The sequence below is a fragment of the Streptomyces sp. NPDC055140 genome (genome assembly GCF_053607285.1).
This window is the reverse complement of sequence record NZ_JBSGTG010000003.1, coordinates 272,161-286,524: the sequence shown is the minus strand read 5'-3', so window position 1 is coordinate 286,524 and position 14,364 is coordinate 272,161. Positions and strand designations below refer to the sequence as shown.

At 71.4% G+C, this 14,364-nt stretch carries 10 protein-coding genes; 9 read left to right on the top strand and 1 reads right to left on the bottom strand.

The genetic code is table 11. The features are described 5' to 3' along the window. Nucleotides 1–118 precede the first annotated feature (118 nt). The 4 genes from ACWFR4_RS08975 (at nucleotide 119) to nudC (ending at nucleotide 9,790) form a co-directional block, all read left to right on the top strand. Nucleotides 119–3,451 carry an ATP-dependent helicase gene (locus ACWFR4_RS08975; RefSeq protein WP_453651667.1) on the top strand — a complete coding sequence of 1,111 codons (3,333 nt, stop codon included), beginning with the start codon at nucleotides 119–121 and terminating at the stop codon, nucleotides 3,449–3,451. Nucleotides 3,452–3,569: 118 nt separating this feature from the next. Next, nucleotides 3,570–7,331 (top strand): UvrD-helicase domain-containing protein, encoded by a 3,762-nt coding sequence (locus ACWFR4_RS08970; protein ID WP_453651665.1) that lies wholly within the window; start codon nucleotides 3,570–3,572, stop codon nucleotides 7,329–7,331. Nucleotides 7,332–7,341: 10 nt separating this feature from the next. Further along, entirely contained in the window at nucleotides 7,342–8,754 is a 1,413-nt protein-coding gene (locus ACWFR4_RS08965) for a dipeptidase (RefSeq protein ID WP_453462977.1), read from the top strand. A gap of 85 nt (nucleotides 8,755–8,839) precedes the next feature. Continuing rightward, a complete protein-coding gene (gene nudC, locus ACWFR4_RS08960) occupies nucleotides 8,840–9,790 on the top strand; it encodes an NAD(+) diphosphatase (protein ID WP_453651663.1) in 951 nt (316 codons plus the stop codon). A gap of 200 nt (nucleotides 9,791–9,990) precedes the next feature. Here nudC and ACWFR4_RS08955 read toward each other — a convergent pair whose 3' ends face one another. Then, on the bottom strand, nucleotides 9,991–10,254 hold the full coding sequence (locus ACWFR4_RS08955; RefSeq protein ID WP_453462974.1) for a mycoredoxin: 264 nt from the start codon (nucleotides 10,252–10,254) through the stop codon (nucleotides 9,991–9,993). A 220-nt stretch (nucleotides 10,255–10,474) separates the two neighbouring features. Between ACWFR4_RS08955 and ACWFR4_RS08950 the strand changes: the two genes are divergently transcribed. The 5 genes from ACWFR4_RS08950 (at nucleotide 10,475) to ACWFR4_RS08930 (ending at nucleotide 14,337) form a co-directional block, all read left to right on the top strand. Further along, nucleotides 10,475–12,694 carry an ATP-dependent DNA helicase UvrD2 gene (locus ACWFR4_RS08950; protein WP_453651661.1) on the top strand — a complete coding sequence of 740 codons (2,220 nt, stop codon included), beginning with the start codon at nucleotides 10,475–10,477 and terminating at the stop codon, nucleotides 12,692–12,694. Nucleotides 12,695–12,857: 163 nt separating this feature from the next. Continuing rightward, nucleotides 12,858–13,181, top strand: a complete 324-nt coding sequence (locus tag ACWFR4_RS08945) for a hypothetical protein (RefSeq protein ID WP_100596669.1) — start codon at nucleotides 12,858–12,860, stop codon at nucleotides 13,179–13,181. Between the two features lie 171 nt (nucleotides 13,182–13,352). After that, nucleotides 13,353–13,721 (top strand): WhiB family transcriptional regulator, encoded by a 369-nt coding sequence (locus ACWFR4_RS08940; RefSeq protein ID WP_266560352.1) that lies wholly within the window; start codon nucleotides 13,353–13,355, stop codon nucleotides 13,719–13,721. After that, nucleotides 13,718–14,041, top strand: coding sequence for a hypothetical protein (locus tag ACWFR4_RS08935; protein ID WP_116510236.1), 324 nt, complete (start codon nucleotides 13,718–13,720; stop codon nucleotides 14,039–14,041). The genes ACWFR4_RS08940 and ACWFR4_RS08935 overlap by 4 nt, the downstream gene beginning before the upstream one ends. A gap of 86 nt (nucleotides 14,042–14,127) precedes the next feature. Then, nucleotides 14,128–14,337, top strand: coding sequence for a hypothetical protein (locus ACWFR4_RS08930; RefSeq protein WP_453651659.1), 210 nt, complete (start codon nucleotides 14,128–14,130; stop codon nucleotides 14,335–14,337). Nucleotides 14,338–14,364: the final 27 nt, after the last annotated feature.

The following is a 14,364-nucleotide window of genomic DNA, read 5'->3' as shown; positions in this document are numbered from 1 at the left end:
CACTCGACGGCGTAGCGTCGACGGCGCGCACCTCCCTCACCCCGCAGCCACCGCCCCGCAGGGCCGGCCGGCCGCCTCCCCGTCCCCCCCAGCACACCCACCAGGACCAGCGATCCACGTGAGCTCCTCTTCCTCCACCCGGAACCTGTCGCACCGCCAGGTACGACAGGGGACCCCCGGCGCGTACCGACTGGTGCGTACCCCGCCGGCCCTGGTGGACCCCCCTCGTCTGGACGCACGGCAGCGCGCGGTGGTTGACCACGTGCACGGCCCGCTGCTCGTCCTCGCGGGACCGGGCACGGGCAAGACGACCACGCTCGTCGAGGCCGTCGCCGCACGCATCGCCAAAGGCACCGACCCCGAGCGCATCCTGGTCCTCACCTTCAGCCGCAAAGCAGCCGTCGAACTGCGCGACCGGATGGCCCTGCGCATCGGCGCCGCCCACGCACCACAGGCCACCACGTTCCACTCGTTCTGCTACGCCCTCGTCCGTGCCCACCAGGACGCCGGCCTGTTCGCGGAACCCCTGCGCCTGCTGTCCGGACCCGAACAGGACGTCGCCGTACGCGAACTGCTCGCCGGCCAGATCGACCTGGAGCAGGCCGGTCTCGCCCACGTCCGCTGGCCCGACGAGCTGCGGGCCTGCCTGACCACCCGAGGCTTCGCCGACGAGGTACGCGCCGTCCTCGCCCGCAGCCGCGAACTGGGCCTCGGACCGGCCGCACTCGACGCCTTCGCCCGCCGGATCGGCCGCCCCGACTGGAAGGCCGCCGCCACCTTCCTCGCCGATTACCTCGACGTCCTCGACCTGCACGGAGTCCTCGACTACGCCGAACTCGTCCACCGCGCGGTCCTCCTCGCCCACCGCAGCCCCGTCGCCGACGAACTCGCCACGCGCTACGACGCCGTGTTCGTCGACGAGTACCAGGACACCGACCCGGCGCAGGTGCGGCTGCTGCACGCCCTCGCGGGCGACGGCCGCACCCTGCTCGCCTTCGGAGACCCCGACCAGTCGATCTACACGTTCCGCGGCGCCGACGTGAACGGCATCCTCGAATTCCCCGACCAGTTCCCCCGCGCCGACAAAAGCGCCGCCCCCGTAGAGGTCCTCACGACGTCCCGCCGCTCCGGAGCACACCTCCTGGACGCCACCCGCCGCATCACCCGGCGCATGCCCCTGACCCGGCTGCCCGCCGACAAGGTCCGCGCCCACCGCGAGCTGACCCCCGCGCGGGACGGCGGCCGCGTCGAGGCCTACACGTACCCGACCTCCGGCACCGAACTCGACAACATCGCGGACATCCTGCGCCGCGCCCACCTCGAGGACGGCATCCCCTGGAACGACATGGCCGTCCTCGTCCGCGCCGGCACCCGCTCCATCCCCGCGATCCGCCGCACCCTCACCGCCGCGGGCGTCCCCCTCGACATCGACGGCGACGACCTGCCCCTGCGCCACGAACCGGCCGTCACGCCCCTGCTGACCGCGCTCAGGGCCGTCGCCCTCAGCGTCGCGCAGGACACCCCCGAACCCGACGACGACCAGGGCCGGGAACCGCCCGTCTGGCTCGACAACGACACGGCCCTCACCCTCCTCGCCTCACCCCTCGCCGGCATGGACGCCGCCGACCTGCGCCGCCTCGGCCGCGCCCTGCGCGAGGAGGAACGCGCCGCCGGCAACCACCTGCCGCCGCCCTCCGACGAACTCCTCGCACGCGCCCTGGCCCAGCCCGAACGCCTCACCGCCCACGACCCCGCCCACGCCCGCGGCGCTCAGCGCCTCGGCGCACTGCTGCGCGCGGCCCGTGAAGCCCTCACCTCAGGAGGCACCGCCGAGGAAGCCCTCTGGCAGCTGTGGAACGGCACCTCCTGGCCCCAGCGACTGGAACGCGCCGCCCGCCGCGGCGGCGCCGCAGGACGCAACGCGGACCGCGATCTCGACGCCGTGTGCGCCCTGTTCGCGACCGCCTCCCGCGCCGAGGAACGCACCGGGGGCCGCGGCGCCCTCAACTTCCTCGAAGAGGTCGAAGCTCAGGACATCGCCGCCGACACCCTCGCCGGACGCGCAGTACGCCCCGACGCCGTACGCCTCATGACCGCCCACCGCTCCAAGGGCCTCGAATGGCGCCTCGTCGTCGTCGCCGGCGTACAGGAAGGGCTGTGGCCCGACCTGCGCCGCCGCGGCTCCCTCCTCGAAGCCGACCGCATCGGACGCGACGGCCTCGCCGAACCCCTCACCCCCGGAGCGCTCCTCTCCGAAGAGCGCCGCCTGTTCTACGTGGCCACCACGCGCGCGCGTGAGCGCCTCGTCGTCACCGCGGTCAAGGCACCCGCCGACGACGGAGACCAGCCGTCCCGCTTTCTCGCCGAACTCGGCGTCGACCCCCAGGACGTCACCGGCCGCCCGCGCCGCCCCCTGTCCGTCGCCGCGCTCGTCGCCGAACTGCGCGCCACGACCGTCGACCCCCGCGCCTCCGACACGCTGCGCGACGCCGCCGCTCGCCGGCTCGCCCGCCTCGCCGCCCTCACCGACGACGACGGACGCCCCCTCGTGCCGTCCGCGCACCCCTACCGCTGGTGGGGCATGGACGACCCCACCGAGAGCAGGCTCCCCCTGCGCGACCGCGACCAGCCCGTCGTGCTCTCCGGAAGCGCCCTCGACCAGCTCGCCAACACCTGCTCCCTGCAGTGGTTCCTCGGCCGCGAGGTCAAGGCCGACGCCCCCGCCACCGCCGCCCAGGGCTTCGGGAACGTCGTCCACGTCCTCGCCGACGAGGTCGCCTCCGGACGCACCCCCGCCGACCTCGCCGTCCTCATGGAACGCCTCGACTCGGTCTGGGACGCCCTCGCCTTCGACGCCCCCTGGAAGTCGGCCCAGGAGAAGGAGCACGCGCGCGTGGCGCTCGAACGCTTCCTCCGCTGGCACGTCGACTCCGGCCGCGTGCGCACCCCCGTAGCCAGCGAGCACGCCTTCGACGTCACCCTCGAAGCGGGCTCCTACGAAGTACGCATCCGTGGCTCCATGGACCGCGTCGAACGCGACACCGAAGGCCGCGCCTACGTAGTCGACTTCAAGACCGGCAAGCAGGCCCCCTCCGCCGGCGACGTCGCCCGCCACCCCCAGCTCGCCGTGTACCAGCTCGCCGTCCGCGAGGGCGCCGTCGACGAACCCTTCGACGGCGAACGCCCCGAACCCGGCGGCGCCGAACTCGTCCAGCTGCGCCAGGGCGCCGCCAAGAAGGACGGCGGCGACACCCTCCCCAAGGTGCAGTCGCAACAACCCCTCGGCGAACACGGGGAAGGCGAGGGGGAGTGGGTCGGCGACCTTCTCGCCACCGCCGCCGGCAAGGTCCTCGACGAACGCTTCACGCCCACCACCGGACAGCACTGCACCCACTGCGCGTTCCGCGCCTCTTGCAGCGCCCGCCCCGAGGGCAAACACATCGTCGAGTGACACGCGCCTCCACCGCGGTGCCCAGCGACGTGTGCATCGACCGCTCCGGACGTCGCGTGACGTGCGCCTCCACCGGATCGGGCCGGCGCTGTCAGTGGGGCCGGTTAGCCTCGATGAGGTGACCACACGCCTCACCGACCCCGAGCAGCTCAAGGAGCTCCTCGGGATCCCGTTCACCCCGGAGCAGACGGCCTGCATCACCGCGCCGCCCGCCCCGCAGGTGATCGTTGCCGGAGCCGGCTCCGGCAAGACGACGGTCATGGCCGCCCGCGTCGTATGGCTCGTCGGCACCGGCCAGGTCGCCCCGGAACAGGTCCTCGGTCTCACCTTCACCAACAAGGCCGCCGGCGAACTAGCCGAGCGCGTCCGCAAGGCACTGATCAAGGCAGGCGTCACCGACCCCGACGCCATCGACCCGGACAACCCCCCGGGCGAGCCCGTGATCTCCACGTACCACTCCTTCGCCGGCCGCCTCCTCACCGACCACGGCCTGCGCATCGGCCTCGAACCCACCGCACGCCTCCTCGCCGACGCCACCCGCTTCCAGCTCGCCGCCCGCGTCCTGCGCGAGGCCCCCGGCCCCTACCCGGCCCTCACCCGCTCCTTCGCCGACCTCGTCAGCGACCTCCTCACCCTCGACGGCGAGCTCGCCGAACACCTCGTCCAGCCCGACGAACTGCGCGCCTACGACACCCGCCTCCTGCACACCCTCGAAGGCCGCAAACTCACCAACGCCGACCTGCGCAAGGTCCCCGAGGCAGCCGCCGCCCGCCTCGACCTCACCGGCCTCGTCACCCGGTACCGCGAAGCCAAGCGCGCCCGCGACCTCCTCGACTTCGGCGACCAGATCGCCCTCTCCGCCACCCTCGCCCGCACCCGCCCCGAGGTCGGCGCCATCCTCCGCGACGAGTTCCGCGTCGTCCTCCTCGACGAGTACCAGGACACCTCCGTCGCCCAGCGGATCCTCCTGGCCGGCCTCTTCGGAGCGGGCACCGGCCACCCCGTGACCGCCGTCGGCGACCCCTGCCAGGCGATCTACGGCTGGCGCGGCGCCTCCGTCGCCAACCTCGACGACTTCCCCGAACACTTCGCCGACACCGGCGGCCGCCCCGCCACCCGCTTCTCCCTCAGCGAGAACCGCCGCAGCGGAGGCCGCCTCCTCGAACTCGCCAACGGCCTCGCCCAGCCGCTGCGCGCACTCCACGCGGGCGTGGAAGCCCTGCGCCCCGCCCCCGGCGCCGAACGCGACGGCATCGTCCGCTGCGCCCTCCTGCGCACCCACGCCGAGGAGATCGACTGGCTCGGCGACTCCCTCGCCCACCTCGTACGCACCGGCACCGCCCCCGGCGAGATCGCAGTCCTGTGCCGCACCGCGACCGACTTCGCCGCCATCCAGGGCGCCCTCGTCGCACGCGACATCCCCGTAGAGGTCGTCGGCCTCTCCGGCCTCCTCCACCTCCCCGAGGTCGCCGACCTGGTCGCCGTCTGCGAAGTCCTCCAGGACCCCGGCGCCAACGCCTCACTGGTCCGCCTCCTGACCGGCCCCCGCTGGCGCATCGGCCCCCGCGACCTCGCCCTCCTCGGCCGCCGCGCCCGCCTCCTCGTCGCCCACGCTCGCGGGGGCGACGAGGACCCCGACCGCCGCCTCGCCCAAGCCGTCGAGGGGGTCGACCCCTCCGAAGTGATATCGCTCGCCGACGCCCTCGACACGTTCCTGGAGACCCCCCTCGACGAACCGGGCGACGACAGGCTGCCCTTCTCGCCCGAGGCACGCGTACGTTTCGCGCGCCTCGCCACCGAGCTGCGCGACCTGCGCCGCTCACTCGCCGACCCGCTGATGGACGTACTCCACCGCGTCCTCGCCGTCACCGGCCTCGAAGTCGAACTCGCCGCCTCACCGCACGCCCTGGCCGCCCGCCGCCGCGAGACCCTCTCCAACTTCCTCGACATCGCCGCCTCGTTCGCCGCGAACGACAGCTCCGCGACCCTCCTCGCCTTCCTCGGCTTCCTGCGCACCGCCGCCCAGTACGAAAAGGGCCTCGACAACGCGCTGCCCGGCGGCGAGAACACCGTGAAGGTGCTCACCGCCCACAAGTCCAAGGGCCTGGAATGGGACGTCGTCGCCGTCCCCGGCCTCGTCACCGGGACGTTCCCCAGCGCCCAGGGCCGCGAGAAATGGACCGCCCAGAGCAAGGTCCTGCCGCACGAACTGCGCGGCGACGCCGCCACACTGCCCGACATCGAAGCGTGGGACTCCAAGGGCATGAAGGCCTTCCACGAAGAGATGAAGGAACACCAGCGCACCGAGGAACTCCGCCTCGGCTACGTCACGTACACCCGCCCCCGCACCCTCCTGCTCGGCTCGGGCCACTGGTGGGGCCCCGCCCAGAAGCGCCCCCGAGGCCCCTCCGACTTCCTCCAGGCGCTGTACGACCACTGCGCCGCCGGACACGGGGAGATCGAGGCCTGGGCCGACGAACCGGAGGAGGACGAGGAGAACCCCGCGCTCCAGGAGGCATCCGCCGAACACGCGTGGCCGCTCCCGCTCGACGACGAGGCCATGGCGCGCCGCCGCGCGGCCGCGGCCACGGTGCTGGCCCACCTCGAAACCCCGGCCGACGCCGACGCCCACTCCCATGAGATGGGTCACTCGGCCACGTCCACCGACCCGGACTGGCCGGCCCCGCCGGACGAAGAGGACCTCTACGAAGGCGAGCCCTCCTACGAAGACGGGCCCCTCTACGGAGACGAGCCTCTTTATGAAGAGGGCGATTTCGTCAGCTCACCGGAGGATGGCCCCGGACCGGACTGGGACGAGTGGGACGACTGGGATGCGCTGCCCCACGAACGCCCCACGCTCCCGCACCCGACCGGCCCCCCCGCGCACGAGCAGCCCGCGGCCGATGCCCCGCACAACGACGCGCACCCACACCCGCACCCGGACGACGCCCGACCCATGCGTGGCGCCCCGCACAAGCCCGTGCACAACGCCCCGCACACGCCCACGGGCGCGCACCTCCCGGGCGCCATCCCGCACCCCGCCACGCCCCAGGACGCCGACACCCGCCCCCACCAGGACCCGGCACCCACGAGCACCGCCCCAACCGTCCCCCCGGAGCGCCACCGGCCGACTCCGGAGGAGACCCGCACACTCGCCTCCTGGGACCGCGACCTCGACGCCCTCACCGGCGAACTCCTGCGCTCCCGCCAGGCCGTCCGCGACGTCCCCCTCCCCACCACACTCACCGCCTCCCAGCTCCTGCGCCTGGCCGCCGACCCCGACGGCTTCGCCCAGGACCTGGCCCGCCCCATGCCCCGCCCGCCCCAGCCCGCCGCCCGCCGCGGCACCCGCTTCCACGCCTGGGTCGAATCCCGCTTCGAAGAGCTCCGCCTGCCCATGCTCGACCCCGAAGAGCTCCCCGGCAGCGAGGCCGACATCGCCGACGAACGCGACCTCGAAGCCCTCAAAGAAGCCTTCGACAGCACGCCCTACGCCCACCGCACCCCCCACCGCGTCGAAACGCCCTTCCAGCTCGCCATCGCCGGCCGCGTCATCCGCGGCCGCATCGACGCCGTCTACAAAGAAGGCGAAGGCGACGACACCACGTACGAGATCGTCGACTGGAAGACCACTCGCGGCCGCACCGCCGACCCCCTCCAGCTCGCCGTCTACCGACTCGCCTGGGCCGAGCAGCACGGCCTCGCGCCCGAGGCCGTCAAAGCGACGTTCGTCTACGTACGCGACGGCGAAACCGTCACCCCCCGCGACCTCCCCGGACGCGCCGAACTGGAACGCCTCCTCCTCGAAGACCCCACCCCCGGCCCCGGCGACCGGAGAGCACCGGAACCACCGCACGAGCACGCCCCGGCGGACGGATAGGCTCGGGACCATGAGCAAGCCCGTTGACAACGCCGTCAGCACCGTCCGTGCGTACATCGAGACCCACCACGACGCGTTCCTCCAGGACCTCGCCGAGTGGCTCCGAATCCCGTCCGTGTCGGCCCAGCCCGACCACGCACCCGACGTACGCCGCAGCGCCGACTGGCTCGCCGTGAAACTCCGGGAGACCGGCTTCCCGACCACCGAGATCTGGGAGACACCCGGCGCCCCCGCCGTCTTCGCCGACTGGCCCTCCGACGACCCGCACGCCCCCACCGTCCTCGTCTACGGGCACCACGACGTCCAGCCCGCAGCCCGCGAGGACGGCTGGAACACCGACCCCTTCGAACCCGTCGTCATCGGAAACCGCCTCCACGCGCGAGGGGCAGCCGACGACAAGGGACAGGTGTTCTTCCACACACTCGGCGTCCGCGCCCACCTCGCCGCCACCGGCCGCACCACCCCCGCCGTCCACCTCAAGCTCCTCGTGGAGGGCGAAGAGGAATCCGGCTCCCCCCACTTCCGCGCCCTCGTCGAGCAGCACAGGGACCGCCTCACCGCAGACGCCGTGATCGTCTCCGACACCGGCATGTGGTCCGAGGACACCCCCACCGTCTGCACCGGAATGCGCGGCCTCGCCGACTGCGAGATCGAACTCCACGGCCCCGACCAGGACATCCACTCCGGATCCTTCGGCGGCGCCGTACCCAACCCCGCCACCGCCGCCGCCCGCCTCGTCGCAGCCCTCCACGACGACCACGCGCGCGTGGCCGTCCCCGGCTTCTACGACGGCATCACCCCCCTCACCGACCGCGAACGGGAACTCTTCGCCGAGCTCCCCTTCGACGAAGCCCAATGGCTGCGCACCGCCAAGTCGCACGCCACCCACGGAGAGGCCGGCCACACCACCCTCGAACGGATCTGGGCCCGCCCCACCGCCGAGGTCAACGGCATCGGAGGCGGCTACCAAGGCCCCGGCGGTAAAACCATCGTCCCCTCCTCAGCCACGCTGAAGCTGTCCTTCCGCCTCGTCGCCGGACAGGACCCCGACCACGTGGAAAAGGCCGTCACCGACTGGGTCGCCCAACAGCTCCCCGCCGGCATCCGCCACACCATCACCTTCGGCGCCGCCACCCGCCCCTGCCTCACCCCCCTCGACCACCCCGCCCTCCAGTCCGTCGTCCGCGCCATGAACCTCGCCTTCGACCAGAAGATCCGCTTCACGCGCGAAGGAGGCTCCGGCCCCGCCGCCGACCTCCAGGACGTCCTCGACGCACCCGTCCTCTTCCTCGGCATCTCCGTCCCCTCCGACGGCTGGCACGCCCCCAACGAGAAAGTCGAACTAGACCTCCTCAAAAAGGGCGTCGAAACAGCCGCCCATCTATGGGGCGACCTCGCGGAGAACTGGCGCGATGCACACTGAGCCACCCCACCCGCCACACCCCGCACCCGCCCAGCCGAACCGTCCCGCCGAAACACCCATTCCACCGGGGGAGTTGGAAGCACCCGTGACCACCTGGACCGACCGCACAGCCGACCGTCCGCTCTCGCTCTCCGCACCCAGCGGAATCGACCGCGCCGCACACCACCGCCTCGACGAGGCCTGGCTCGCCGCAGCCTGGAGCCACCCCACCACCCGCGTCTTCGTGGTCTCCGGCGGACAGGTCCTCATCGACGAGACGTCGGACGGCGCCACCGAACTGGTCATGACCCCGTCCTTCGAAGCGCCCCTCACCGAAGCCCACCGCTACTTCCTGGGCACCGACGACGACGGCGTCAGCTACTTCGCCCTCCAGAAGGACACCCTCCCCGGCCGCATCGACCAGTCCGCCCGCCCCGCCGGCCTGCGCGAAGCCGGACTCCTCCTGTCCCCCAGGGACGCCGGCCTCATGGTGCACGCCGTCGCCCTCGAGAACTGGCAGCGACTGCACCGCTTCTGCTCCCGCTGCGGCGAACGCACCGTCATCGCCGCCGCGGGCCACATCCGCCGCTGCCAGGCCTGCGGAGCCGAGCACTACCCCCGCACCGACCCCGCAGTGATCATGCTCGTCACGGACGACGAGGACCGCGCACTCCTCGGCCGCCAGGTCCACTGGCCCGAAGGCCGCTTCTCCACCCTCGCCGGCTTCGTCGAACCCGGCGAGTCCATCGAGCAGTCCGTACGCCGCGAAGTCTTCGAAGAAGCCGGAGTCGTCGTCGGCCCCGACGTCGAATACGTCGCCAGCCAGCCCTGGCCGTTCCCCTCCAGCCTCATGCTCGGCTTCATGGCCCGCGCCACCTCGTCCGAGATCAACGTCGACGGCGAAGAAATCCACGAAGCCCGCTGGTTCTCCCGCGAAGACCTGCGCGCCGCATTCGAGTCCGGAGAGGTCATGCCCCCCTACGGAATCTCGATCGCGGCCCGCCTCATCGAACTCTGGTACGGCAAGCCCCTCCCCAAGCCCGGCGACGCCGTATAAGCCCCGCCCTGATCCGACCTGACTGACCTGACCGGGCACCCGACCCCGGTCAGGCCGGGCAGGGCATCTGCTTGGACAGGCCGCACGACCGTGCTGAACAGGATTGCCGAGCCCCAAGGGCTCGAACGCGTCAACGCGAAGTGACCAGGAACGCAGAAGACCCCCGCCGAAGCAGGGGCCAGTCTGTACGTACGGAGCGATCAGGCGGCGCCACCGAGCGCCTGCTTGACCTGCGCAAGGCTCGGGTTCGTCATGATGACCTCGGCCCCACCGCTCGCGGGGACGATCTGAACGGTCGGAACCGTCTGGTTTCCGCCGTTCGCCTTCTCGACGAACGCCGCCGAATCCGGGTCGTGCTCGATGTTGACCTCGTTGTACTCGATGCCCTCGCGGTCCATCTGGCCCTTCAGCCGACGGCAGTAGCCGCACCACGTCGTGCTGTACATCGTCACAGTCCCCGGCATATTCCTCATGCTCCTTCACGGCTCGGAATGCTTATTCGCACTGAGTCGAACGTAAGCGACCCGGCCACCATTCCCGACCCCCGCCCGAGCCCCCCACCCCCGCCCGCGCATGACGCCCATCACAACCGCAGACGTGACACGCACCGCATTAATACGACTGCACCCGCCCCCTGTGGACAACGCGACGCACCCGCCCCCACCGACCTGGCAGCATGGCGGGGTGACAGCAGCAACGCACTCCACCCTCTTCCCGCAGGTTCCGGACACGGCCGACGCGGTGCTCGACGGGCTCGACCCCGAACAGCGCGCCGTCGCCACCGCCCTGCACGGACCGGTGTGCGTCCTCGCCGGCGCGGGCACAGGCAAGACCCGCGCCATCACCCACCGCATCGCCTACGGCGTCCGCTCGGGCATCCTCCAGCCCAACAGCATCCTCGCCGTCACCTTCACCAACCGCGCAGCAGGCGAAATGCGCGGCCGCCTCCGCCACCTCGGCGCCGGCGGAGTCCAGGCGCGCACCTTCCACGCCGCAGCCCTGCGCCAGCTCCAGTTCTTCTGGCCCAAAGCAGTCGGCGGCGAGCTGCCCCGCATCGTCGACCGCAAGATCCAACTCGTCGCCGACGCGGCCGCCGCCTGCCGCATCCGCCTCGAGCGCGGCGAGCTCCGCGACGTCACGGCCGAAATCGAGTGGTCCAAAGTCACCCAGACCGTCCCCGCCGACTACGCCGCAGCAGCCGCCAAGACCGGACGCCTCACCCCCCGCAACAACGCCGAGACCGCCCAGATCTACGCCACCTACGAAACGCTCAAGCGCGATCGCACCCTCATCGACTTCGAAGACGTCCTCCTGCTCACCGTCGGCATCCTCCAAGACCGCCACGACATCGCCGAACAGGTCCGCTCCCAGTACCAGCACTTCGTGGTCGACGAATACCAGGACGTCAGCCCCCTCCAACAGCGACTCCTCGAACTCTGGCTCGGCGACCGCGACAACCTCTGCGTCGTCGGCGACGCCAGCCAGACCATCTACTCCTTCACCGGCGCCACCCCCGACCACCTCCTCAACTTCCGCACCCGCCACCCCGGCGCCACCGTCGTCAAACTCGTCCGCGACTACCGCTCCACGCCCCAGGTCGTCCACCTCGCCAACACCCTCCTCTCCCACGCCCGAGGCCGCGCCGCCGAACACCGCCTCGAACTCATCTCCCAACGGGACCGAGGACCAGAACCCGCCTACACCGACTACGCCGACGAACCCACCGAAGCCGAAGGCACCGCCCGCCGCATCCGCGCCCTCATCGACAACGGCGTCTCCGCCGGCGAGATCGCCATCCTGTTCCGCACCAACGGACAGTCCGAGATCTACGAGCAAGCCCTCGCCGACGCAGGCATCCCCTACCAGCTCCGCGGCGCAGAACGCTTCTTCGAACGCGCAGAAGTACGCAAAGCCGGCCACGCCCTCCGCAGCGCCGCCCGCTTCGGAAACAACGACTCCCTCCTCGACGACGCCGTCGACCTGCCCTCCCAGGTCCGCGCCGTCCTCTCCGGCGAAGGCTGGACCAGCCAACCCCCCGATGGCTCCGGAGCAGTCCGCGAACGCTGGGAATCCCTCGCCGCCCTCGTACGCCTCGCCGAAGACTTCGCCCGCGCCAAACCCACCGCGACCCTCACCGACCTCGTCACCGAACTCGACGAACGCGCCGCCGCCCAGCACGCACCCACCGTCGAAGGCGTCACCCTCGCCTCCCTGCACGCCGCCAAGGGCCTCGAATGGGACGCCGTCTTCCTCGTCGGCCTCGCCGAAGGCATGATGCCGATCACGTACGCCAAGACCGACGAACAGATCGAGGAAGAACGCCGTCTCCTCTACGTCGGCGTCACCCGGGCCCGCCACCACCTCAGCCTGTCCTGGGCCCTCTCCCGCTCACCCGGCGGCCGCCCCAACCGCCGCCCCAGCCGCTTCCTCGACGGCATCCGGCCAGGCACCTCAGGAGCAACGGCCCGCAACACGAGCACCGGACAAGGCGGCATCGAACACGGCACACCGACGACGCCCCGCACCACCACCGGCCCCGTCCGACGCCGCACCGCCCGAACCGTCGCCCGCTGCCACGTCTGCGGACGCACCCTCACCGACGCCGGCGAGATGAAACTCATGCGCTGCGAGGACTGCCCCTCCGACATGGACGAGGGCCTCTACGAGCGACTCCGCGACTGGCGCGCCGACCAGGCACAACAGCTCGGACAGCCCGCCTTCTGCGTCTTCACCGACAAGACCCTCGTCGCCATCGCCGAAGCCATGCCCGAAGACGCGGCCCAACTCGCCCGCATCCCCGGCGTCGGCATGCGCAAGCTCAACCGGTTCGGCACCGACGTGCTCACCATCTGCGCAGGTGGGGCCCCAGATGCGGGCGTTGGGGGAGTCGACGAGGACGGCTGATGCAAACTCGTCGAAAAAATAGTTTGCGCATGCCCCAGCAATCCCCATAGGTTCTTAAGCACGGGAACAGCGCCTCTTCTCCGAGGCACTGGTTCCGTGCTGTACTAAAGCCGTCGGACCGGTTCACACCGGTCCCAGAGACGCCGAGAGGAGGCGAATTCCAGTGATCAGCATCAACGCCAGCTTCATCAGCACCGCCAAAATGACCGATCGCTCGGTCGTCGCTTCCTGCCTGCTCGGTTTCTCGAACCTGGGCACCGGTGCGTCCGGCATTCCCGCCGCCCGTCCGGAGTCCTTCCTGTCCCTCGCCGACCTTCCCGTCCGCGAGAGCAATGAGCGACCGACCAAGGCACCGGAAGCAGTAGCAACGGCACAGGCCCAGGCCTATGCCTTTGCGGCGGCCGGTGCCGGATCCCGGAAGCAGACGACGCACCACCACACGATGTGGGCCTTCCGTGGGCTCGAACCCTGGAGTGATCCAGCCTGATCTTCGATCAGGCCGGCGCCTTCAGGGCCGCGGAACCCCACCCGGGATCCGCGGCCCTTCTGTTTTGCCCGCACGGGACAACAGAACGAAGGGGCCTCGGGACAAGAAAAGACCCGGTACCACCGCCACCCGGCCCACAGGCCGGAACGACCAGACGAGGAAGACAACACCGTGCAACTCGAAGCGCACGCCCCGTCAGTACCGCCTTCAGACACTCTCCCCCCGCCCGGTCTCACGGAGGACTCCACCTTGAACCCCCTGACTGCGCTCACCGCGCTCGACGACGCCATCGAGAACCTCGGCGTACCCGTCCCCTGCCGTGCCTACGACCCCGAGGTCTTCTTCGCGGAGTCGCCGGCGGACGTCGAGTACGCCAAGTCCCTCTGCCGCACCTGCCCGCTCGTCGAGGCCTGCCTCGCCGGCGCCAAGGAGCGGCGTGAGCCCTGGGGCGTCTGGGGCGGCGAACTGTTCGTCCAGGGCGTCGTCGTAGCCCGGAAGCGGCCCCGTGGCCGCCCGCGCAAGAACCCGGTCGCGGCATGAACGCACGAGGAACGATCGACCGCCCCCTGACGCACGACCCCCAGAAGCAGGCCCCGATGAAGCCGTCCACCAGCGAGCCCACCGGCTCTGCAACCCCAGACTTCACCACCACCGACGCGAACGACTCGCGCCAGAACAGGACCCGAGAGATGCAACTCATCCCAGAAGCGCTGGCTCGTGCGCATATGCACGAGCAGCTGCGCTCCGCCGAGGCCGAACGCCGCGCACTGCGCCTGGCAACGGCCCGCCGGATGCAGCGCCGCGCCGAGCGCGCATCACTGCGCGCCCGCCGAGCGCTCGCCATGGCGGTCATGCAGTGACCCAACCCGCGGGGGCCGATCCACAACGGACCGGCCCCCGCGGTGCGTTGCGCCACACCCTCGGAAGACGGAGATATCGTCACCACGTGACGTCTCATCCTGACGGCTACTCAGCGCAGCGACCCGAGCCCGAGCCCGACCCCATCGTGTGCGCCCTGTGCGGCACCACTGCCCAGGGCACCCCGCCGACCTGGACCTACTCAGTGGAGAACGGGACCGGCCGGCACTACTGCGACCGCTGCGCCCGAGAGAACCTGCGGGCTATTGAGGGGCGGCTCGATTCGGAGTGGTGGTGAGCTTCCGCCAGACATTCCTTGGGGGCT